Annotated in this window: 20 protein-coding genes and 1 pseudogene; 13 read left to right on the top strand and 8 right to left on the bottom strand. The window is 51.0% G+C overall.

The genetic code is table 11. From position 1 onward, the window contains the following. The first annotated feature begins 211 nt into the window (after nucleotides 1-211). Nucleotides 212-1048 carry a ferredoxin--NADP reductase gene (locus JCM12308_RS10560; RefSeq protein WP_083417310.1) on the top strand — a complete coding sequence of 279 codons (837 nt, stop codon included), beginning with the start codon at nucleotides 212-214 and terminating at the stop codon, nucleotides 1046-1048. Between the two features lie 74 nt (nucleotides 1049-1122). Here JCM12308_RS10560 and JCM12308_RS10555 read toward each other — a convergent pair whose 3' ends face one another. Next, complete coding sequence (locus JCM12308_RS10555; RefSeq protein ID WP_054783683.1) at nucleotides 1123-2283, bottom strand: aromatic ring-hydroxylating oxygenase subunit alpha; 1161 nt, start codon at nucleotides 2281-2283, stop codon at nucleotides 1123-1125. A gap of 92 nt (nucleotides 2284-2375) precedes the next feature. Here JCM12308_RS10555 and JCM12308_RS10550 point away from each other — a divergent pair, with 92 nt between their 5' ends. Beyond that, on the top strand, nucleotides 2376-2969 hold the full coding sequence (locus tag JCM12308_RS10550) for a TetR/AcrR family transcriptional regulator (RefSeq protein WP_054783682.1): 594 nt from the start codon (nucleotides 2376-2378) through the stop codon (nucleotides 2967-2969). Here the strand turns inward: JCM12308_RS10550 and JCM12308_RS10545 are convergent. Then, complete coding sequence (locus JCM12308_RS10545) at nucleotides 2966-4747, bottom strand: ABC-F family ATP-binding cassette domain-containing protein (RefSeq protein ID WP_054783681.1); 1782 nt, start codon at nucleotides 4745-4747, stop codon at nucleotides 2966-2968. The two genes, JCM12308_RS10550 and JCM12308_RS10545, sit on opposite strands and share 4 nt — an antisense overlap. 143 nt (nucleotides 4748-4890) lie before the next feature. Here JCM12308_RS10545 and JCM12308_RS10540 point away from each other — a divergent pair, with 143 nt between their 5' ends. After that, the gene (locus JCM12308_RS10540) at nucleotides 4891-5268 is read left to right on the top strand and encodes a hypothetical protein (RefSeq protein WP_208609181.1); all 378 of its coding nucleotides are present in this window, start codon (nucleotides 4891-4893) and stop codon (nucleotides 5266-5268) included. A gap of 17 nt (nucleotides 5269-5285) precedes the next feature. Here JCM12308_RS10540 and JCM12308_RS10535 read toward each other — a convergent pair whose 3' ends face one another. After that, a complete protein-coding gene (locus tag JCM12308_RS10535) occupies nucleotides 5286-5852 on the bottom strand; it encodes an invasion associated locus B family protein (RefSeq protein WP_054783679.1) in 567 nt (188 codons plus the stop codon). 131 nt (nucleotides 5853-5983) lie between these two features. Between JCM12308_RS10535 and JCM12308_RS10530 the strand changes: the two genes are divergently transcribed. Further along, nucleotides 5984-6337, top strand: coding sequence for a VOC family protein (locus JCM12308_RS10530; protein WP_008549331.1), 354 nt, complete (start codon nucleotides 5984-5986; stop codon nucleotides 6335-6337). Nucleotides 6338-6369: 32 nt separating this feature from the next. Here the strand turns inward: JCM12308_RS10530 and JCM12308_RS10525 are convergent, their stop codons facing one another. Further along, entirely contained in the window at nucleotides 6370-7956 is a 1587-nt protein-coding gene (locus JCM12308_RS10525; RefSeq protein ID WP_054783678.1) for a cache domain-containing protein, read from the bottom strand. Between the two features lie 628 nt (nucleotides 7957-8584). Between JCM12308_RS10525 and JCM12308_RS10520 the strand changes: the two genes are divergently transcribed. Further along, on the top strand, nucleotides 8585-8971 hold the full coding sequence (locus JCM12308_RS10520; protein ID WP_083417309.1) for a hypothetical protein: 387 nt from the start codon (nucleotides 8585-8587) through the stop codon (nucleotides 8969-8971). A gap of 29 nt (nucleotides 8972-9000) precedes the next feature. On the opposite strand, the gene JCM12308_RS10515 is transcribed toward JCM12308_RS10520, so the two are convergent. Continuing rightward, entirely contained in the window at nucleotides 9001-10263 is a 1263-nt protein-coding gene (locus tag JCM12308_RS10515; protein ID WP_008549442.1) for a multidrug effflux MFS transporter, read from the bottom strand. A gap of 274 nt (nucleotides 10264-10537) precedes the next feature. Between JCM12308_RS10515 and JCM12308_RS10510 the strand changes: the two genes are divergently transcribed. Beyond that, entirely contained in the window at nucleotides 10538-11779 is a 1242-nt protein-coding gene (locus JCM12308_RS10510; protein WP_054783676.1) for a hypothetical protein, read from the top strand. Here the strand turns inward: JCM12308_RS10510 and JCM12308_RS10505 are convergent. Genes JCM12308_RS10505 through JCM12308_RS10495 form a run of 3 tightly spaced genes read right to left on the bottom strand, consistent with a single transcriptional unit; the run spans nucleotide 11776 to nucleotide 13693 of the window. Continuing rightward, on the bottom strand, nucleotides 11776-12216 hold the full coding sequence (locus tag JCM12308_RS10505) for a GtrA family protein (protein ID WP_054783675.1): 441 nt from the start codon (nucleotides 12214-12216) through the stop codon (nucleotides 11776-11778). The genes JCM12308_RS10510 and JCM12308_RS10505 overlap by 4 nt on opposite strands. Further along, a complete protein-coding gene (locus JCM12308_RS29585) occupies nucleotides 12216-12473 on the bottom strand; it encodes a hypothetical protein (protein ID WP_054783674.1) in 258 nt (85 codons plus the stop codon). The genes JCM12308_RS10505 and JCM12308_RS29585 overlap by 1 nt, the downstream gene beginning before the upstream one ends. A 20-nt stretch (nucleotides 12474-12493) precedes the next feature. Continuing rightward, the gene (locus JCM12308_RS10495; protein WP_054783673.1) at nucleotides 12494-13693 is read right to left on the bottom strand and encodes a UbiA family prenyltransferase; all 1200 of its coding nucleotides are present in this window, start codon (nucleotides 13691-13693) and stop codon (nucleotides 12494-12496) included. A gap of 498 nt (nucleotides 13694-14191) precedes the next feature. Here JCM12308_RS10495 and JCM12308_RS10490 point away from each other — a divergent pair, with 498 nt between their 5' ends. From JCM12308_RS10490 to JCM12308_RS31465, 7 genes and pseudogenes are all read left to right on the top strand, one after another. Beyond that, on the top strand, nucleotides 14192-15820 hold the full coding sequence (locus tag JCM12308_RS10490) for a peptide ABC transporter substrate-binding protein (protein WP_054783672.1): 1629 nt from the start codon (nucleotides 14192-14194) through the stop codon (nucleotides 15818-15820). Between the two features lie 94 nt (nucleotides 15821-15914). After that, entirely contained in the window at nucleotides 15915-16838 is a 924-nt protein-coding gene (gene oppB / locus JCM12308_RS10485; RefSeq protein ID WP_037036634.1) for an oligopeptide ABC transporter permease OppB, read from the top strand. An 11-nt stretch (nucleotides 16839-16849) separates the two neighbouring features. Then, nucleotides 16850-17779 (top strand): ABC transporter permease subunit, encoded by a 930-nt coding sequence (locus tag JCM12308_RS10480; protein ID WP_008549445.1) that lies wholly within the window; start codon nucleotides 16850-16852, stop codon nucleotides 17777-17779. An 11-nt stretch (nucleotides 17780-17790) separates the two neighbouring features. Continuing rightward, on the top strand, nucleotides 17791-18645 hold the full coding sequence (locus JCM12308_RS10475) for an ATP-binding cassette domain-containing protein (RefSeq protein WP_008549061.1): 855 nt from the start codon (nucleotides 17791-17793) through the stop codon (nucleotides 18643-18645). Between the two features lie 2 nt (nucleotides 18646-18647). Further along, on the top strand, nucleotides 18648-19508 hold the full coding sequence (locus JCM12308_RS10470) for an ATP-binding cassette domain-containing protein (RefSeq protein WP_054783671.1): 861 nt from the start codon (nucleotides 18648-18650) through the stop codon (nucleotides 19506-19508). A 133-nt stretch (nucleotides 19509-19641) separates the two neighbouring features. After that, nucleotides 19642-19926 (top strand): annotated as a pseudogene (locus JCM12308_RS10465) (GFA family protein); the annotation flags it as partial. Between the two features lie 12 nt (nucleotides 19927-19938). After that, nucleotides 19939-20049, top strand: a complete 111-nt coding sequence (locus JCM12308_RS31465; protein ID WP_244271887.1) for an aldehyde-activating protein — start codon at nucleotides 19939-19941, stop codon at nucleotides 20047-20049.

The following is a 20049-nucleotide window of genomic DNA, read 5'->3' as shown; positions in this document are numbered from 1 at the left end:
CTGCAATTGGCCTGCGGCTCACCTTACACGCTTTCTTCTTAAAACTGACAGTTCTTTGAGCCTGGATGGTGACTTAGTCACTTTCACGAGCAAATTTCTGAAATTTTACTTATAAAACGGTTGCTTTTGGGACCTTGGCTCGGATAAAGCGAAGGCAACAATTGGCCAAGTATCGGGCTCTGGCCTAATCAAAACAATCTAAGGATTGCACATGACCGACGCAGCGTTGGCCCCAGCTCCTGTGCTTGATCAGGAAGCCAAGACCGAATTTCCTATCCCAGCAAACGTTTTTGCTGAGAAAGTAGTGTCCGTACAGCACTACACCGACCGTCTGTTCAAATTCCGCATCACGCGCCCAGCTTCTTTCCGTTTCCGTTCTGGCGAGTTCGTCATGATCGGCCTGCCAAACGCTGAAAAGCCGGTTTTCCGCGCTTACTCCGTGGCAAGCCCTTCCTGGGACGAAGAGCTGGAGTTCTTCTCCATTAAAGTGCCAAACGGTCCACTGACGGAACACCTGCAGAAGATTCAGTCGGGCGACACTGTTCTTATGCGCAAAAAGCCAACCGGCACTCTTGTGAATGATGCCCTGATTCCAGGTAAGCGTCTTTACATGTTCTCTACCGGCACCGGTGTTGCACCTTTCGCTTCTCTGATCCGTGACCCGGAAACCTATGAGAAATTTGAAGAAGTTATCCTGACCCAGACCTGCCGCGAAGTGAACGAACTCACCTACGCGAAAGAACTGGTTGAAGAAGTGATTAACGATCCGCTCGTTGGTGAACTTGCTGCTGGCAAACTGCGCCTGCACACAGCAGCAACCCGTGAGCCTTATCCATGTCAGGAGCGCATCACCACTCTCATCGAGAATGGCAAGCTCTTTGAAGATCTGGGCGTTCCGCGTCTTGATCCGGCAGTTGACCGCGGCATGATCTGTGGTTCCATGGAAATGATCAACGACACCAAGGCTATCCTTGAAAAGCATGGCCTTGAAGAAGGGTCCAACGCGTCTCCTTCTACCTTTGTGGTTGAGCGCGCATTCGTCGGTTAATCCTTCGACACATCTGACTTTGAGAAGCCCGCTGTAATTTCAAGCGGGCTTTTCTTTTGCCTGTACGTCGAAACTCAAGCGTCTTCAGGCACTTTCATCGCATTCTCCAGCACCTGATTGAAGCGGTGCAGCGCGCCTTCAAAACGGCCAAAGGTCAGATACTCGTTGGCACCGCTGGCAAAACCTTGCTGTATTTCTTCACCTAACTCAAAGTCTTCCTCCAAGGTGGTCGTCGTGATCGCCTGATTGCGCATCCAGTGTTTCTGCATTTCTTCTGTTTGCGGAGCAGAGTTTGGAACCAATGTGGCTAACCGGACACGAGTACGGTCCACCGCAAGTGGCTCCAGGTGAACCCAGACCACATGGTCCTGCTGGACAAGCAATTGAGTTCCCGGGAAGATCGAGTAAATGATGTTAGCATGCTCGCGGATATTCCATGTCTTTCGCGGTTGATCGCGCAGCTCAAACAGAGTGATGCGCGGCAGAACGGACCGCATGTTGTCTCCCAACATCTGATAGGTGGAGAGGTTATCCGGAAAGTAGGGGCCAATTGTTTTGCGGTGTGCGACGCGGAAGTGATATGCCTCGATCCCGCCTTCAATAAGTGTTTTCCAATTGGCTGCAATCTCAAAGGTTTCTTCAACAGCGATCCTATGATCCGCCAAACCAAGCCAGTTCAGATCTTCACTGAGAGGAGCGAGTGATTTTTTGATTTCTCCAGTGTCTGAGCAAGAACTATCGGCGATCACCCACACAAAACCATAGGCTTCATAAACCGGCAGTTCTTTCAGAGAATGTTGGGATCTATCCAGATCCGGGAAGCCTTGGCTTTCTTGAGAAACGGCGATCAGCTCTCCCTGATTTGACCATGTCCACGCATGATAGGGGCAGGAGAAGCGCTTTTTGCAGCCAGCTTCATCCCGTACCAGCTTAGCGCCCCTGTGACGGCATACATTGAGGAATGCGTGCGCCAGACCATCCGCATCACGCGTTAAAAGAACAGGCAAGCCCGACACTAACCGGCTCAGGAAGGCATTGTTCTCAGCAAGTTCAAAGGATTGTGCAGCCGCTACTGGTTTACTACGGAACAAACCTTTCATTTCATCTGCAAACCGATCCGGGCAACTGTAACGCTCTATTGGAGATCGCGTAACGTTCTCATCCAAAAACTTACTGTTTTCAGCATCCAGCCCAAGCAGCTCTGCAATCAGGCCAATTTCCTCATCCCGCGTCATGGCACTCTCCTCACTTACCAATCGGTAAATATAGACTTACCACTTGGTAAGTTGTCAAGTTCAGGTTATACGAAGAGGAAAGGGAGAGTGATTTGGACCAGCACGCCGACAGCCCGAAAACGCGTTACATCTCAACAGCCAGCAGTGTTTTTGCTGAAAAGGGATACAACGCAGCAAGCCTAGCAGACATTGCAAATCAGCTTGACGTAACAAAACAAGCACTGCTGCATTTCTTTGGCTCAAAGGCAGCGCTTTATGAAGAGGTGCTGAAAGCTCTTTCAGACCGTTTGTTGTCTTCCATTCAGAACGTGGAGGGGACATCACCGGAAGAACATTTGCGCAACTTCTTTCTACAGCTCTCTACCACATCTCTCAAGAAACCAGCGGACACTCAACTGGTCCTTCGCGCACTGTTGGACGCGCAAGCCTCCAGCGGAAACTGGCCTCTAAAGCCATTTCTCGATGCATTGGGAGCTTTGGCGCATAAGACGAAACGGTGGTCACAAGCCTCTGACGCCGAGCTGTTCTGCTGGATCTATCAGCTCATTGGCTCAATCCAGCACTTCGCGATCTCACAAGTCACGCTCAAAGGAATGTATGGCGCTGAGGCATTCGACGTACTGCGAGAGACACACTCGGCTCAGCTTCGTACAGCTCTCGCAGATTTAGAGAAAAAACCAGGCTAACCGTTGAGTTCAAGCTGTTCGTGGATCTGCGCAATTTCACCTTTCCATTTCACCTGAAGGTGAGGCGACTGCCTGTTTGGGCGCCGTGCCAGATCTGCTTCCATCAGCTCTTCCAGCTCAATCAGTCGCTCAAGCTGCTCATCTTCAGAGGAACTGGCCTCAGCCTCAACCATTTCTTCGCGCTCAACCTCTAAAGGAGCTTCCTGCTCAGCAGCAACCTTGATCGGCTTCACCTGAGTTTCCGCAATCAGCGCGTAGGCAGCATCCACATCGTTGACTTCCTGCAATCGACCATTCTGAACCACCCAGAACCGGTTACAAGTCGCCTCCACCAAATGACGATCATGCGAGACGAGTAGGAATGAGCCACCAAACGACCGAAGCTGATGGGAAAGTTCGTTGCGGCCGTAAAGATCAAGGTGGTTGGTTGGCTCATCCAGCATCATTAGGTTGGCCTGCACTTGAGACAGCGAGACAAGCAACAAGCGCGCACGCTCCCCACCACTGAGTTTTGAGACCTTCTGCTGCAATTGATTGTATTTGAAACCAGCTGCAATGATGGTCTTCTCACAGTCGGGCACACGCAGGTCAACACCGAGTGCTTCACCAACAGCTACCATCCCCTCAACGAGATTAGACTCACCCGGCAACTGCTGAAGCGTTTGATCATAAAACGCAATCCGGCAGCGTGGATGAACGCGAACCTCGCCGTCATCGCTCTGTCGCTTCTCCCAACAGCAGCGCAGCAGGCTGGACTTACCGGTTCCGTTTGCGCCCATCACCGCAATCCGATCTCCCGGTCGAACGGCGATATCATCGATACGATAGAGGAACACATCCGCTACAGGCGGTGTCACATCCAGATCTTTGAGCTGCACCAGCCGATCTGCCTGAATAGTTTCACCCGCAATGGACAAGTTCCATGGATAGGCCTCAACGGCCTCCGTCTGGTCATCCTTCATGCGGTCAACCATCTTCTCCATGGACTTTGCCTTGCGCGACAGATCTTCGTTGTCGAAGGTGCGACCCCATTCTGCGATGCGTTTGGCGCTTGCTTCGACCCGCTTGATCTCTTTTTCCTCAGCCTCGCGCCGCGCAATCCGCGCTTTTGTCAGAACCTCATGTTCTTCAAGGGCTTTTGTACAAGGCAGATCAAACGCATGAAGCTTTCGATCCTGAAGGATCCATGTGCGATTTGTAACAGAATCCAGCAGTGTGGCGTCGTGCGAAATCATCAGGAAGCTGCCCTTCCAGGATTTCAGGAAGCTCTCCAGCCACATGATTGTCGGCAGATCCAGATGGTTGCTTGGCTCATCAAGAAGCAGCAGGTTGGGCTCGGTCATCAGCGCACGAGCCAACATCAGACGCGTCATCTGCCCACCACTGAGATCTTTGCAGAGCACCTCGGACTGATGAGGCTCAAACCCCATCTCCGGCAGGATCACCTCCACCTTCCAATCCATCCAGTCCCGCTTGTCATCCGGCAAGGCATCACGCACGGCTTCAGCAAGGCTGAGGTCAAAAAGATGCTTGGGAAGATGCTGCTCCACGCAGGAAACGACAGCAGCGCGGGAGACAGAAATACTGCCTTCACTCGACTCGCCACGACCCGCAAGGATGTTCAGAAACGTAGACTTACCACAGCCGTTATGTCCGACAAGGCCGATGCGATCACCCGCATTCAAGCCAAAGGAAAGATTCTCAAACAGCACACGTTCGGGCAACTGCTGCCACAGGCCACTGCCGGTTATCAATGGATTGCCACTGGACTTCGCCACAGGACCGTGCCTCCCAACACACAAACAAACACTCAGAAAGGGATTAGAGAAAAACCGCAGGGCTTCCAAGAGCACATCAGGTGTAATGCAGCAACGGCACCTCAACTTACGAGAGCACAGAGGTTTTCACGTCACACATTTCGATGAAAAACAGTGAAAATCCCTTGAATAACCGAGGCAAACACGGGGATTTCCCTCACATGCATATTGCAGGAATAATCTACATTACAGCAAAGCATATCAGCGCATTCGCGTTGAACGTTTCCCGAAATGAAAGACCTGAACCTGAGATGACAACCTCTGCTCACCTGCCTGCATCCAACTGGAACATGGGCATGCTCTTTTGCGTAGCTGCTTGTGTTCTTGCTCTGACCGCTGCAATTGGACTTGCTTATCTTGTAAACCCGAACCCAACTTCAAAATTGCACCTGGCAAAGTCAGAGGTTTCTCATTGCAGCGTGGCAGGTGCCATTGCGGTAATGGGCTCACGCGGCGAATGGAACTGCCGCGCGGCCCAATAAGGTGCTGAAAGAGCTCGTTACTTTGTATTTTGCTCTTTCATCTCGTTGTAGGCTTTTGTGAAACCCGTGGCGGAGAAGTTGATACCAACCTTCTTGCCTGCTCGGGACATCATGATAAAGCGCCCTTGCTCCGTTGCCGCTTTCATGGCCTTGATAAAGGTATCTTCTGTTTTGCCTTCAATAATACAGCCCTGCGCGGTACAGCGAGTGACACGGGCTACGGCCTGATAATCTCCCACATTTACGCCAACGCCCGGCGCAAGCAGAAAGTCCAGCGGCAGTACGTATTGCACGATGTCGGCATTGTCTTTCGGATTATGGCTGAGCGTTATCTGCATGATGGTCTGGCCGCTTTCGTTATGCACCACACGCTGCTGGATCTGGCAACTCATGCCATTCACTGCGGGGTCATAACACTCCAACATCCAATCCCCATGCTGCTGCCTGCTGACTTTAGGGCTGCTTTGAACAGCGGCCTCCGGTTTCGCGGCAGTTTGAGCAAAGCCTGACGTGGGCTCAAGAAATGCAACAGCTCCCATCGCAAGAGCTGTAATTGTACAAAGGGGAAAACCGAAAATCTTCATTTCAATATCTTGCTTACAACTATAACGATAGGACTGAGTTATCTATCTCACCATTCCAAATCTGTTGCAATATTGGAGATTTGCAGGAGAGTTCTCGTGTAGTCGCTCCCCGTTTTCCAAAGGAATTTAGTATGACCAAGTCCGGTAAAATCAATTACATCGAGCTTCCAGCTGCTGATCTGGAAGCCGCAAAAGCGTTTTATGGCAATGCACTAGGTTGGAAATTTGAGGACTACGGACCGGAATATGCCGCGTTCAACGATGGCGACTTTGACGGTGGGTTCTACAAGGCCGATATGTCATCTTCAGCTGCAAGCGGTGCAGCGCTTGTTGTGCTCTACGCAGAAGATTTGGAGGGATTGCAGGCAAAGCTTGAAGAAAACGGCGCCAAGATCTGCCGTGAGATCTTTTCCTTCCCAGGTGGACGCCGGTTCCATTTTCTTGATCCAAACAACAACGAGCTGGCCGTCTGGTCTGACAAGTAAGAAGAGAGCACTCAGCTCTCCCCTCCAAGGTATTACACTTGCTGCACTCTGAGCAGAAACTGCTCAGTTTGCTTGTTCAGTTGATCGATATGCTCTGAGATGTCGTCAGCGCTGCGTTGCAACTCTTCTGCCTGCGTACGGGTTTCGCCCGCCGCATTGGCAACCATCTCAAAGTTCGCTGTCGCAGCCTCTGTTCCCTGAGCAGAAGCTTGCGAGCTGCGGCTGATCTCTTCAGTCGAAGACTGCTGTTGCTCAACAGAACAACTGATCGCCGTCATGTAGCTGACAACTTGCTCAACTTCCTCACCAATCCGCTCCAGTGAGGCGACATTGCTCTCTGTTCGGCTGGAAGCGGAGAGCACGTGCGCTTCCAGTTCCTCAGCAGCTTTTTCCGTCTGCTCCGCCAGATCCTTCACCTCAGTGGCCACCACAGCAAAGCCCGCTCCATGAGCACCCGCACGTGCCGCTTCTATGGTCGCGTTCAGAGCCAGCAACTTGGTTTTATTGGAGATGCCTTTGATTTGCTCCAGAAACTCACTGACATCCAAGTTCAGCTTTTGCAGCACGACAGCATCTTCCTGGCAGTTAGCCGCCGTCGCCTTTGTATTGCCAACGAAACTCACAGTACGGTTGACCTGATCGCGGATTTCCTGAATGGAGGCCGTCAGCTCCTCAGACGCTGCCGCCACACTTTGCACGCTGGCGGAAGCCTGCTGTGCGCCTGTGGTGGCTGAGATCGCACCTTCTTCTGAGTTCTGCGCAAATTGGCGAAAGGAGAGGGCGGTGCCGCGCATTCTTTCAGCCAAGCTGTTCAGCACACCAACGGCGCTGGAGTATGTGTTGCGGAAGTCCTCCACGGCGTTCATAACAAGCTTCTCACGTTCAAGATTAGCTTCGTAGTTCTTGCGCGTTTCAGCTTCCATTTGCCGCTGCTGCTCAGCTTGGTCCCGAAACTTTGTCAACGCACGGGAGACATCACCCAGCTCATCCTGAGAATTGTTGTAGACACTCTCAAAATTCAGATTCCCGTTGGAAAGCTTCAGCAGGCTGGAACACAGCCATTCTACAGCCGCGGCCACACGTTTACCCAGCAAAAGCCCTATGATCAGGGAACCAAGCAGCAAAGGACCCAGGATCAGGAGAGGTTTCGAAATTGCCTCTTCCAAGTTCATGAACAGCTTGCTTTTCTGTACGCCCGTTCCGATTACCCATTCCCATTCCGGGAAGCTCTCAACATAGCTGAGCTTTGGGTTCGCCTCCCCATGCTCGTTAATGTAGTTGTAAGTGACATAACCGCTGCCATTTTGCTTGGCAGCGTCCACCATCTCCAGAACAAACGGCTTTCCGTCGCCATCCTTGGTGTTGCGCTGGTTTGCGCCAAGGAACGAGGAATTGAACGGGTGCATGACGCCATCATAGTCATAGCTGAAAATAAAGACGTACTCTTTGCCGTCGTAACGCAGCGCATTGAGAGCTGCTGATGCTGCGGCCTGAGCCTCCTCACGGGTAAGCGTGCCATCCACCTCGCGTTCATAATACTGCCGAGTAATTGAATTTGCTGCAGTAATAATCGAGGTCAGTTCACGGTTCTTCGCCGTGAGCAAGCTCTGGTAAAGCACATAGGATTGAAACGCTGCACCTATTAAGAAACATAGAAATAAGATTCCAAGAGCACCCCAAATTCTCGCCCTAAGGGTGCGTGGCATGAAAGAGGCCATCGCTAGCTCCGCCCAATATCAATAATCACATTTGAAATTACATCTCTGATATTGTTTGGTAATTAACGAAATGAACGCAGCAGAAATACCGCAATTTGCTTTATTTATTCCCGCCTGCCTCACTCAGATATATTAGTTAAATTTCTAATAGATTTATTAATTATATTGAGAGAACCTTCAATCAGCATTTTCTAATAAATAAAATGCTTTAAAACCCATGCATAAATTCAGATGTGTGTTATGAGAGTGGGAATGAAGTAGTTTTCTTCAGGCTTTGGGTGAAGTAGTGAAAACCCTTTATGCTTGAAATGATGCACCCTCAACTAAAACTATTCTAATGATAATTTACACTCAAAAGTTGTTGATAAATTGATTAAGCAAGCAGGGCCGCGGCAAGTCCTTCTCCAGCTAACCATCAGACTGCTCTGAAGGCTTACCTCTATTATTTGTGGGGGTGATTTTGGGGATTCACCCTGCTCAGCGAATAAGCGTAGCTTCCAAGCGCAATCCAGATTTTCAGGAGATTCGCGTGCGGACCGCCAAATCATCAGAAATTGGTTCTTTCAGCTCCCTTGTTTTAAAGGGAGCATCTGTCGGAGTTCTTGTTGCATCTGCAGCTTTGCTCGCCGCATGCCAATCCAACGTATTCGGGCCGGATCCTTCCAAACCACCTTCTGACGCCTATGTGGTCTCTATTGAAACCAAGCCTTCAGGCGCACAGTGCATTCTGGATGGCTTTGCAGAAAACCTGCACGTGAAGAGCCCCGGTCAACTGGTCATTCCTGAGGAGTACAAAGACGCACAGATCGTCTGTACCAAAGAAGGCCACGAAGAAGTTCGTGACGACTGGTATCCCGGCTCAAACGTAGAAATGCCGGCTGTCTCCTGGGTGAGAACACTTCCGAAGAAGAAATAGCCGGCGATGAAATTTGCTTTTTTGAGCGCTTAAGCGCTGGCTTCTGCGGAGATCGTGTTTGAGGACGCGATCTTTTCGGCTTTCTGTACCCGCGCGCCAAGAACCACCAGAACCAGCGCGATCCCACCAAACACGCAGAATGCGAAGGACAGCGGCAGCAGGGTCTGATCATAAAAACGACCAACCAGCACAGAAAGAATGAGCGCAATAAACGTGGTGGACGCACCAATCAGAGTGGCAGCCAAGCCAGCAATATGGCCAAGAGGCTCCATAGACATCGCATTGAGATTACCATTCAGCATCGGCTGACAGAAGAACGCAAAAGACAGATAGGTCATGAACAGCCACAAAGCAGGGGTACTGTCGACAAACAGCAGGTACAGTGCAAAGGCGAGGCTGGCGACAATCTGGATGCCAAGTGCAGCGCGGCACATGTTCTGTAGTCCAATACGACGCACGATGCGGCCATTAACGATGGATGCCATACCGAACACCACTGCAATTCCGGAGAAGTACAGCGGGAAGGTCTCATGCACGTCGTAGATGTCAGCAAACATCGGCTGCGCTGTGCTGAGGTAGGTCATCATGGTGCCGAACACGAAGCCAGAGGCGGCGGTATAAAGCAGGGTCGCCTTGTGGCTGACGACTTCCTCCAGGCCTTGCCAAAGCACTTTCGGCGTGATCGTGCGGCGGTTCTCCGGCTTAAGCGTTTCAGGCTGACGAACCGCAAGCCAGATACATCCAACAGAAGCCATGATCAGCATGATAACAAAGATCGCACGCCACCCAGCAGCAAACAGAATGCCCTGACCGATCAACGGTGCTAATGTTGGCACAATAATAAACACAGCTGTTACGAAAGACAGGATGCGTGCCATCTCCGCGCCAACATACTTGTCGCGGATAATCGCCATCACCACCGTCCGGTGCGCACTTGCACCAATACCTTGCAGCAGCCTTCCAAATAGCATCATGGGAAGAGATGTTGCCGTGGCCGCAAGAACAGCACCAAGCGCAAACACCACTGAGCCTGCATACACAGCAGGTTTGCGACCAAAGCGGTCTGATACCGGACCAAAGAAAAACTGTCCGACGCTGAGCCCAAGAAACAGCGCAGAAATAATGAACTGAACGTTGTTTGAGTTTTCAAGCTGCAGATCTTCTCCGATGACCGTAAAAGCAGGCAGCACTGCATCAATAGAGAGTGCAGTCAGGCTGGTCAGCGTAGCCATGAGGGCAACAAATTCAACCGTTCCCAGGCTCGCACCTGCGGTTTTCGGAGAGTCCGACATCTGGATATTCCTGTTTCATCCCGGCTGTTTTGCAGGTTCAGTCTAAAACCCAGAGCGCAGGACCTACCGTGATCACGGCATAATCTGTGGGAGCAATATCTCTCACCTATCAGGCAACAAATGTGAAATCAAGAAATGAGATGAGTTGAAACCAATGAACGGCTTTGACGTGTTCCAGCTTAGTTTTCGGTTAGTGTCATTGGCACGTTCTGCAAAACCTTAAGAAGACACTAGGATTCTTGATGCTATTACTCTCCCATATTTTGGGGGCATCATGATTTTGATTGAGCGATTTAGAGGCGCGCTTCTCACTGCAGTGTTGGGTGGGCTGGTCTTTATTCTTCTGGCAGCTATTGCATTTCGGTTGCTAGGCGAACAACCGGAAAGCAACTCATATGCGCTGTTAGCAGATGCATTCTTACAGGGCCGTTTTGATGCTGCGCGTTGTTTTGATCTGGATTGCGCACTCTTTGAAGAAAAGATCTTTGTGATTTTTCCGCCTGTGCCAGCACTAATCGCACTACCGTTTGTGGCTATCTTTGGTATCAGCTTTCATCACTTCATTGCACTGGGTTTGCTGTGTTTCGTCATAACCGGATTGGTTTGGTGGCAGATTACTCGGCAATATCAGACGGATTATCGCCTTGTTCTTCTGCTGGTTGCTGCCTTCCTGTTTGCGACACCGCTGCAGTATGTGGTGCTTCGATCTGATGGGGTCTGGTTCTTCGCTCAAGCGGTCGCGGCCATGTTGACGTCACTTGCCATCTGGTCTGCGCTGGTGAAGCGGAACGCGTGGCTGGTTGGCTTGTTCATTGGCCTTGCCTTCTTGACGCGGCAGATGAGCATTCTTTACATGCCGTTCTTCTTTGTCCTGATAACCCCGCCTGACAGATCAATCTTTGCGATCAACGCAGAGAGCATCAAACGGCTGCTCAAACTAGCTGTCTTCCCGGCCATCGCCATCGGCATTTACTTCGCCTACAACTACGCGCGCTTTGGCGATCCTATGCAGACGGGCTATGCTTATATTTTCCCGCCGGAGTGGGATGCGCTTGGAGATCCTGCTGCGGAATGGATTGAGGATAGGGTACAGGAACTTGGCCTGTTCCATAGAGACTATCTGCTCTTCAACCTGATACATTTCTTCGTGCAGGGGCCTGACATCGAGTTCTCAGGTAAGTACCTGACCGAGATGAGTGGTTTTGGAGACAAAGGCATCGCACTCTTTATCGGTGCGCCGTTCCTACTCTACTTCTTTCTGGCCAAATGGGATCGGGAATATCTCTTTGCAACACTCACGATTGCACTTATCGCTGGTGTGACACTGTTCTATCACTCCAACGGTTTCTCGCAGTATTCCGTCCAGCGCTACGTGTTGGATTGGCTACCGCTCATGATGCTGTTTGTGGTGAGAACCATTCAACGCGACAACCTCGGCATCTTTGCACTTCTGGTGGTGCAGGCATTGTTCCTGAACGTGGCCATGCAGGCGTTGGCTTTTGTCGCCAACGCCTAGCGGAAGGTAATCACCTTGTGACCAAGATAGTTGGTGACAGCACCAACAGCGATCGCAAAACCATGGGCAAGCGCCTGAGCAATAAAGAGAGGGAGTGCTGTTCGCAGCACTTCATTCACTCCAACGGATAGCCCAAGCACGATTAAAGCAGAGAACAGGTTCACTCCTAGAAAGATGAGAACCTGCCGTCTGACGCTCTCAGGCTTCTCTGCTCTGACAAACACAAAGTGCTTATAGAGTGTGTACCCAACGCTCATACCAATGAAGTAAGCCAGCAGGACTGCGAGCCAGAACGGCAAGAAGACCGAAAGGCCAATCCGCAAAAGCCAATTCACGAAGGCAGCAAAACCGCCCGCGAACAAAAAGCGGACGATCTGACGAAACTCGGGGCTCGTCTCATAAGAGGACTTGAGCGCCGCAAGGCGTGCAGCAACCATTAGAGCAAGTAGCCTCCAAACCAAGCACTTATAAACATCAAGCCAAGAACACCTCCAAGCATCAGGCTTTGCCGATCTTTCAATGCAAAGACCACCGGATCGTCATTCAGCTCCAATCGCTGGCATTTGAGCCAGACACGCCCCAACCAGAGGAACAGGATTGGCGGCATACCCCATAAGAGGGCAGGCGTTGAATAGAAGTCTGCGCTGAATGCCTCATTGGTCAGATAAAGCACCATCACCAGCGTTGCAGCCAACCCACTCGCCGCACCAAGAGCTAGCAGAACGGGAGATCTTTGTTCTGATAGCCTCGCCCCGACATCTCCCCATTGGTGCCAGCCTCCACATGGCGACCCAACTCTGTGTGCCTCTTTGCCAATGACAACGAGAGGAACAGATACATAGAAAAGACGAAGAGCCAAGGGGAGGGCGGTACATCAACAAGTGTAACACCAATGCCAAGACGCATGGTGAAGAGCATAGCGAGGACTGCGGTATCGAGAAGAGGTACGCGCTTCAAATAGAATGAGTAAGCAACCGTTGAGACAAGATAACAAAAGCATCCCAACACAACGAAGGGCCCTAAAACCGCTGCGATACTGAAGCTCAGGAGCAATCCGACTGGGATGGCGAATATGGCGTGGGCAATCTTTAGCTTGCCGGACGCCAACGGTCTGGCCTTCTTGCTCCAGTGCTGGCGATCAGCTTCGAGGTCCCAAAGATCGTTAAGCAAGTAAGTCGAGCTGGCCAAAATGCCGAGCGCGACAAAGCCAAGGAAGGCACTTCCCCAAGCTACTGGGTTCAGAGCCTGTCCGCCCAGGATGAGAGGAATAAAGAGCAGCGAATTCTTTGCCCATTGATGAAGGCGCAGGCTTTTCAGAAAGGGCTTCCAGAAACCATCTGGCCGGGCAAAAGTCATTTCAACTGCACCACACTCCTCAGCCCTTTTAGAGAATGAGCTGGAGGGGTGGACGATCAGCGACTGCAACGCCTTCTTGAACACGGGAAGATCAGAGAGGCTATCACCGGCGTATGCAAAGCCTTCTGGAAAACGGGTCTTAAGATAATCCGCCTTGTTTTCCGCCTTCAGGTTGATCTTGCCATTGCTTGCATGAACTTCTTCAACAAAGCCGAGTCGATCAGCAATTGCGAGTGCCAATAGTTCATCAGCGGCCGTCGCCATGTGAACCTTGCGCCCTTTGGCCGCTTCCGCCCGTGCATAGGCAACAACATCCTCATTTAAGGGAAGATTATCGATTTTTAAATCTACCCGGATCGCCAGCTGTTGCTTGACATAGGCTCTCCCATGGAAAAGCCACTGCAAAACGATGAATAAATTCAATGGGTTTGATTTTAGGAACAGAATGAGCGCTTCGAAAAAGCAATCTGTTCTTATCAGCGTGTGATCAAGATCTAATATGAGCGGAGGTTGTAATTCAGGATCCGCTGCCCTGTGAACTCTCTGAATTTCTTCCATATGCCCCACCCGAAGACTCTGCCCTGCAAAGAGTATGGGTTATGAATACCTAACTAATTACTCGCAATTTTGGTTAATAGTCATTCTGATTGATTCAGATATTTTTCTTTGGAAATTTTATTGGTCGCAAAACTACCTAAAAAGCTTCAAAAACCTAGGAATGTGCAAGCTTCCTAGCCTATCGTTCTAACTAGATTTCCCCCAGGATATGATGCAGCGGGCATTTCTTGCGAAGAATACAATTGAATAAGATAAAAACTACGTTAGAGTGCGTACCGGGATATGCGTATCTGCCAGCAGCGAGGGGAACTGAGCATAAAGCCACTCGTGGGGAGCTGCTAAACGGCGAAATAATTTCTATTTTGCGTTGCTCTCAGGAAAATATGCAATTTTTTGGGTTTGCCCTTCAATTGAGGTGAACTCCAGATCCTATTGAGAAATGTATCCAAGTCGGCGCTGTTGGGGAACAGGCGACCGATGTAGTGAGGAGATTCCTAGATGAAATTCAGCAAAAGCGCTCTTTTGGCGAGCGTAGTAGGCACCGCATTGCTCTCTACCTCTGCATTTGCTGCGGGTGTTCATCCAGAAACAGGCGAGAAACTCGCTGACGACCAGACTTTCACTTACCGTATTCTTGACGAGCACTCTTCTTTTGACCCACAGGTCAACGAAGACGTATCTGGCTCCGAGATCGCACGTAACCTGTTTGAAGGTCTGTACAACCAGGATAACCTCGGCAACCTGGTACCAGGTGTTGCTCTGAGCCACACCGTTTCTGATGACAAGCTGACATACACCTTCAAACTGCGCGACAACGCAAAGTGGTCTGATGGTAAGCCTGTAACAGCTGGCGACTTCGTATTCGCATGGCGCCGCCTTGCAAGCCCAGAACTGGCTTCTCCGTACCAGTGGTACGCTGAGCTGATGTCTGTAGAAAATGCTGATGCAATCGTTAAGGGCGAAATGAAGCCTGAAGAGCTAGGCATCAAAGCTATCGACGATCACACTCTCGAAGTTAAGCTGACCAAACCTCTGCCTTACTTCGCAGCAATGACCACTCACTCCAGCACTTTCCCATCCCCTTCCTGGGCGATCGAAGCACATGGTGCTGAATGGACAAAGCCTGAAAACATCGTTTCTAACGGTGCATACAAGCTGGTGAAGCACGTTCCGCAGGAAACTGCTATCATGGAACGTAACACCAACTACTGGGATAACGACGCGACCATCATCGACAAGGTTGAAACCCTTGTGATCAACGATGAAAACATCGCTCTGACCCGTTACCTGGCAGGTGAAACCGACCGTACTGAAGTTCCAGCTGGTCAGTTCCCACGTCTTCAGAAAGAGTATCCAGATCAGGCCGTGGTCTTCCCACGTCTCTGCTCTTACTACTACACCTTCAACCTGTCCGATTCCGGTCCGGAAGAGTTCAAGGACGTTCGTGTACGTAAGGCTCTGGCATACGCTCTTGACCGTCGCGTAATCACCGACGCTGTTCTTCAGGGTGGTCAGTTCCAGGCTTACACCTTCACTCCTGCAGTAACCGCTGGCTTCGACGTACCAAAAGTTGACTTTGCTGGTTGGTCTCAGGCTGAGCGTGATGCAAAAGCTAAAGAACTGATGGAAGCTGCTGGCTTCACCAAAGACAACCCACTTGAGTTCGATCTGGTGTACAACACTTCTGAAGGTCACAAGAAAATCGCTATCGCGATGACCCAGATGTGGAAGCAGAAGCTCGGCGTTAAAGTCAACATGAACAACATGGAATGGAAGACATTCCTGAATGAGCGTGGCAACCAGAACTTCGAGCTTGCTCGTGGCGCATGGTGCGGTGACTACAACGAAGCTTCTACCTTCCTTGACCTGATGGACTCCGAGTCCGGCTACAATGATGGTAAGTTTGTTAACGCAGAAGTTGACGAACTGCTGGAAGGCGCGAAGTCTGCAGCTGATCCTCAGCCAAACTACACCCGTGTAGAAGAGATCATGGCAGCTGAAATGCCAATCATTCCGATCTACCACTACACCAACGTTTACATGATGAACGCACAGTTGAAAAACTGGCCAATCAAAAACGCTGAGCAGAACTGGTACGCGAAAAACCTCTACAAGGTTGCGAAGTAATTCAGCAATCAAGAACACCGGTGTTTCTGACACCGGTGTTTTTGCATGTTTTTGTTGCTGAAACACCCGTTCTTCATACGAGACACTAATAACAATGCTCAGCTACATCCTACGAAGAGTGGCGATTGCAATTCCTACATTGCTGCTGCTCATAGTCATCTCATTCTTGCTCATGCATGCGGCACCCGGCGGCCCATTCACATCCGAGCGCCCGCTCCCACCTGCGGTTCTTGCAAACATTGAGGCCAAATACGGCCTTAACAATCCAATATACGTTCAGATCATCAACTATATTGGTGGAATCATTACGGAATTCGACTTCGGCCCATCCTTTAAGTACAAGGACCGGAGTGTTAACGACATCATTGCAAATGGCTTCCCGGTCACTCTGACCTATGGCTTCCTGTCATTCGCCGTGGCTGTCCTTGTTGGAGGCGCGCTAGGTATCGCAGCAGCGCTCAAACAGAACAGCTGGCTTGACTACTTTGCAGTTGGTGTTTCTATCGGCGCACAGGTACTGCCTAACTTCGTTATGGCACCAATCCTCGTTCTCACCTTCACCCTGTGGCTTGGCTGGTTGCCAGGCGGTGGCTGGAACGACGGCCAGTGGAACCACTTGATCCTGCCTGTGATCGCGCTTTCGACCAGTTACATGGCATCTGTCGCTCGTTTGACCCGCTCTTCCATGCTGGAAGTGCTGCATACAAACTTCATTCGCACAGCGATGGCGAAAGGCTTGCCGTACAGGGTTATCATCTTCAAGCACGCTCTTAAGCCTGCTCTGCTGCCAGTCATGTCCTATCTCGGCCCTGCGTTCGTCTCCATGATCACAGGTTCCGTTATCATCGACATGTACTTCTCTACTGGTGGTATTGGTCAGTTCTACGTGAACTCTGCACTCAACCGAGACTATGCAGTGATGATGGGTATCACCATCCTCGTTGGCGGTCTCACCATTCTCTTCAATCTCATTGTCGACATCCTGTATGCATGGGTCGACCCGAAGATTAGATACTGAGGGCTGAGCACATGATGGTAGATGTTCAAAAAATGGAGCAGTTGGCAGATAATCTGGCTGCTCAGGATGAAGTGCAAGGTCGTTCGCTCTTCGCAGATGCGCGCCGCCGCTTCCTCAAAAACAAAGCTGCTCTTGTCAGCCTGATCATTCTTATTGGCGTTCTCGCATTTTCCACCTTCGGTCATTTGATCGCCGCGTGGTCTAACGAAGAGATCGACTGGGGTGTTCTGGGCCAGATTGCAGAACTCGGTGCTCCAAGCATTGAAAATGGCCACTATTTTGGTGCTGATGAGCTTGGCCGCGACTTGTTCGCGCGTGTTGTTCAGGGTACCCAGATTTCTCTGATGGTTGGCGTGATCGGCGCTCTGATCGCAGTGGTCGTTGGTACTCTTTATGGCGCGATCGCTGGCTATACTGGCGGCAAGGTCGACAACGTGATGATGCGTATCGTCGATATTCTGCAGTCCATCCCTTACATGTTCGTTCTGATCCTTCTGCTGGTTGTGTTCGGGCGTTCCATCTTCATGCTCTTCGTGGGTATCGGCCTGATTTCCTGGCTGGACATGTCCCGTATTGCACGCGGTCAGACCCTGACGCTGAAGAACAAGGAGTTCGTGGAAGCTGCAATCGCGACAGGTGTAAAGCCAATTACGATCATTCTTCGTCACATCGTGCCGAACCTGCTGGGTGTTGTTGTTGTATACGCGACCCTTCTGGTTCCACAGATGATCCTGACCGAGAGCTTCATTTCCTTCCTTGGTCTGGGTGTTCAGGAGCCGAACACCAGCTGGGGTGCGTTGATCGCTGAAGGCGCGGGAACCATGCAGTATGGCACTTTGTGGCAGCTGGCATTCCCAATGTTCTTCTTCATCATCACTCTGTTCAGCTTTTTCTTTATCGGTGACGGTCTGCGCGATGCGCTTGACCCTAAAGACCGGTAGGAGGTGAAATCGTGGCACTTCTGGATATCCAAAACCTACGGATCACCTACGACACTCCTGACGGATTGGTGGAAGCCGTAAGAAACGTAAACCTGACGATCGACAAGGGCGAAACTCTTGCGATCGTGGGTGAATCCGGATCTGGTAAAAGCCAGACCGCCTTCGCGACCATGGGGCTTTTGCCGCACAACGCGCAGGTTTCCGGATCAATCAAGTATCAGGGACAGGAAGTTATCGGCCTTTCTCATGAGGAGATGAACAAGCTTCGATCCAATGAGATCGCGATGATCTTCCAGGATCCGATGACCTCCCTGAACCCTTACTTGCGTATTTCAGACCAGATGGCTGAGACGCTGATCTACAACTCGCCAGACGGCAAGCGCATGAAGAAGAAAGATGCGATTGCTGAATGTGTGCGTATGCTGGAAGCGGTGAAGATCCCGAATGCGAAGAACCGCATTCACCTTTACCCGCACGAATTCTCCGGTGGTATGCGCCAGCGTGTAATGATCGCGATGTCTCTGCTCTGCCGTCCAAAGCTACTGATTGCGGATGAGCCGACAACTGCGCTCGACGTAACTGTTCAGGCGCGCATCATGGACCTTCTGGTGGAACTTCAAGAAGAGTTCCACATGGCGATTGTTCTGATCACCCATAACCTTGGCATCGTGGCTGGCTCCTGTGAGCGTACCATGGTGATGTACAAGGGTGAGGTGATGGAGCAGGGCTCTACAGTTGATATCTTCGGCAAGCCAAGCCATCCATACACTAAGGGTCTGCTGAGTGCTGTTCCTCGTCTGGATCAGGACGAAGACCGCTTGATGACGCTGGACCGCAGCTTTGAATCCCAAATGGCGGAGGGCTAATTTTGAGCACGAAAGAGCCAATCTTATCCGTTCGCGACATGCGGGTGGAATTCAAAATCAAGAAGCAAAACGCTCTGCCTTGGCATCAGCCAGACATTCTGCGCGCGGTTAAAGGTGTTTCCTTTGATCTGGCAGAAGGTGAAACCCTCGGTATCGTGGGTGAATCCGGCTGTGGTAAGTCAACACTCGCTCGTGCAATCATTCGCATGATCCCGTCTCAGGGTGGCGAAGTGTTCTGGCAGGGCCGCGACCTGATGAAGATGAACGAGAAGGAACTGCTGGGTATCCGTAAGGAAATCCAGATGATCTTCCAGGATCCTCTCGCGTCTTTGAACCCACGTCTGACAGCCGGCCAGATCATTGCTGAACCGCTGAAGACACACTTCCCACAAACCTCAAAGGACGAAGTTAAAAAACGCGTTCGTGAGCTGATGGAAAAGGTGGGTCTGTCTGCCCGCATGATCAACCGCTATCCGCACGAGTTCTCTGGCGGTCAGTGTCAGCGTATTGGTATTGCCCGTGCGTTGATCACCAACCCGAAGATGATCATCTGTGATGAGCCGGTGTCTGCGCTTGATGTGTCTGTTCAGGCACAGGTGGTGAACCTGCTGATGGATCTGCAGCAAGAGTTGGGTCTGTCCCTGCTGTTCATTGCGCACGACCTCAGTGTGGTGAAGCACATCAGTAACCGCATCATGGTTCTGGAGTTTGGTGACATCGCAGAAATCGGCGAAGCTCACGATGTGATCCACAACCCGCAGAGCCCTTACACCAAAGAGCTCATCAACGCAGTTCCGATCCCGGATCCAATTGCGGAGCGTAAGCGCATTGCAGAGCGCCGCGCAGCGGAAGCAAACGCCTAAAACACAATTATGTATCAATGATACAACAGACGGCGGGGCAAAAGCTCCGCCGTTTTTTTATGCTTTGCAATTGAGAAGGCGCGCTGCCAAAGTGCGGCTCCATTCCATTTCTCTGCCCCTCAAGGCCATTATTATGCGCGAAACACATAAAGGCTCCTGCCTGTGCGGGACCGTTCAGTTTGAGATTCAAGCCACTTTCAAAAAGTTCTTCTTTTGCCATTGCAGCCATTGCCGGAAGGGAACCGGGTCTGCTCATGGTTCCAATCTCTTTGCATTCGATGCTGATTTCACCTGCAGCACTGGGGAAGAAGCTATTAAGTCCTACAATGTTCCGTCCAGCCGCCATCGCAGAAGTTTCTGCGAGAGCTGCGGCTCTCCTGTCCCAACCTATGACCGCGAGAATAGTTTTATCGTCGTTCCGGCAGGATCCTTGGACACACCGGTCTTAGCGGAACCAACAGCGCACATCTTCATGGGCAGCAAAGCCAACTGGGATGAGAAGCTGGAAGACGTGACCAAGTTCGACGAGTTACCCAAGTAA

Source organism: Pseudovibrio denitrificans JCM 12308 (genome assembly GCF_001310815.1).
In the GTDB taxonomy this organism is placed as follows: domain Bacteria; phylum Pseudomonadota; class Alphaproteobacteria; order Rhizobiales; family Stappiaceae; genus Pseudovibrio; species Pseudovibrio denitrificans.
Note: the sequence above shows the minus strand (reverse complement) of the source record. Positions and strands in the feature narration are given on the sequence as shown.

Coding starts and splice junctions, on each gene's coding strand:
- JCM12308_RS10560 (WP_083417310.1), top strand. CDS start 212: ATGACCGACGCAGCGTTGGCCCCAGCTCCTGTGCTTGATCAGGAAGCC.
- JCM12308_RS10555 (WP_054783683.1), bottom strand. CDS start 2,283: ATGACGCGGGATGAGGAAATTGGCCTGATTGCAGAGCTGCTTGGGCTG.
- JCM12308_RS10540 (WP_208609181.1), top strand. CDS start 4,891: ATGAAAAACAGTGAAAATCCCTTGAATAACCGAGGCAAACACGGGGAT.
- JCM12308_RS10535 (WP_054783679.1), bottom strand. CDS start 5,852: ATGAAGATTTTCGGTTTTCCCCTTTGTACAATTACAGCTCTTGCGATG.
- JCM12308_RS10530 (WP_008549331.1), top strand. CDS start 5,984: ATGACCAAGTCCGGTAAAATCAATTACATCGAGCTTCCAGCTGCTGAT.
- JCM12308_RS10515 (WP_008549442.1), bottom strand. CDS start 10,263: ATGTCGGACTCTCCGAAAACCGCAGGTGCGAGCCTGGGAACGGTTGAA.
- JCM12308_RS10510 (WP_054783676.1), top strand. CDS start 10,538: ATGATTTTGATTGAGCGATTTAGAGGCGCGCTTCTCACTGCAGTGTTG.
- JCM12308_RS10505 (WP_054783675.1), bottom strand. CDS start 12,216: ATGGTTGCTGCACGCCTTGCGGCGCTCAAGTCCTCTTATGAGACGAGC.
- JCM12308_RS10495 (WP_054783673.1), bottom strand. CDS start 13,693: ATGGAAGAAATTCAGAGAGTTCACAGGGCAGCGGATCCTGAATTACAA.
- JCM12308_RS10490 (WP_054783672.1), top strand. CDS start 14,192: ATGAAATTCAGCAAAAGCGCTCTTTTGGCGAGCGTAGTAGGCACCGCA.
- oppB (WP_037036634.1), top strand. CDS start 15,915: ATGCTCAGCTACATCCTACGAAGAGTGGCGATTGCAATTCCTACATTG.
- JCM12308_RS10480 (WP_008549445.1), top strand. CDS start 16,850: ATGATGGTAGATGTTCAAAAAATGGAGCAGTTGGCAGATAATCTGGCT.